The organism is Streptomyces millisiae, from assembly GCF_031845425.1.
GTDB classification, from domain to species: domain Bacteria; phylum Actinomycetota; class Actinomycetes; order Streptomycetales; family Streptomycetaceae; genus Streptomyces; species Streptomyces millisiae.
In genome coordinates this window covers 1-724 of sequence record NZ_JAVREM010000172.1, presented here as the reverse complement: position 1 = coordinate 724, position 724 = coordinate 1, and the positions used below count along the sequence as shown (strand labels likewise).

Below are 724 nucleotides of genomic sequence, written 5' to 3'. Positions count from 1 at the left end.
GTCTAGGAACTCAGGAACCGCAGGCTCCCCGGTCCCGCCCCGGCGAGTAGAGGTGGCTGTCCCGGAACTGCTCCGCCCCCAGCGTCCGCCCCACCATGATGACCGCCGTCCTGATCACCCCCGCCGCCTTCACCTGCCCGGCGATCGAGTCCAGCGTCCCCCGCAGCACGATCTCGTCCGGGCGGGACGCCATCGCCACCACCGCCGCCGGACAGTCCGCCCCGTAGTGCGGGAGCAGCTCCTCCACCACCCGGTCCACATAACGGGCCGCCAGGTGCAGGACGATCAGGGCGCCGCTGCGGCCCAGGGTGGCCAGGTCCTCGCCGGGCGGCATGGCGGTGGCGCGCTGGGCGACGCGGGTCAGGATGACCGTCTGGCCGACCGTGGGGACCGTCAGCTCCCGCTTCAGGGAGGCGGCCGCCGCGGCGAACGCGGGGACACCGGGGACCACCTCGTACGGCACGCCCGCCTCGTCCAGCCGCTTCATCTGCTCGTTCACCGCGCTGAACACCGACGGGTCCCCCGAGTGCAGCCGCGCCACGTCGTGGCCGTCCGCGTGGGCCCGTACGAGCTCCTCGGTGATCTGGTCGATGTCCAGGTTCGCGGTGTCGACCAGGCGGGCGCCCTCCGGGCACTCGGCCAGCAGCTCGACCGGGACCAGGCTGCCCGCGTACAGGCAGACCGGACTGGCGGCGAGCAGGCGCGCGCCGCGCACCGTGATCAG

1 protein-coding gene is annotated in these 724 nt (G+C 73.8%); it reads right to left on the bottom strand.

Going from position 1 to position 724, the window contains the following annotated elements; genetic code table 11:
• Nucleotides 1–10: 10 nt before the first annotated feature.
• Nucleotides 11–724 (bottom strand): cobalt-precorrin-4/precorrin-4 C(11)-methyltransferase (locus RNC47_RS36055; protein ID WP_311605070.1); only part of this gene is annotated, 714 nt, incomplete at its 5' end.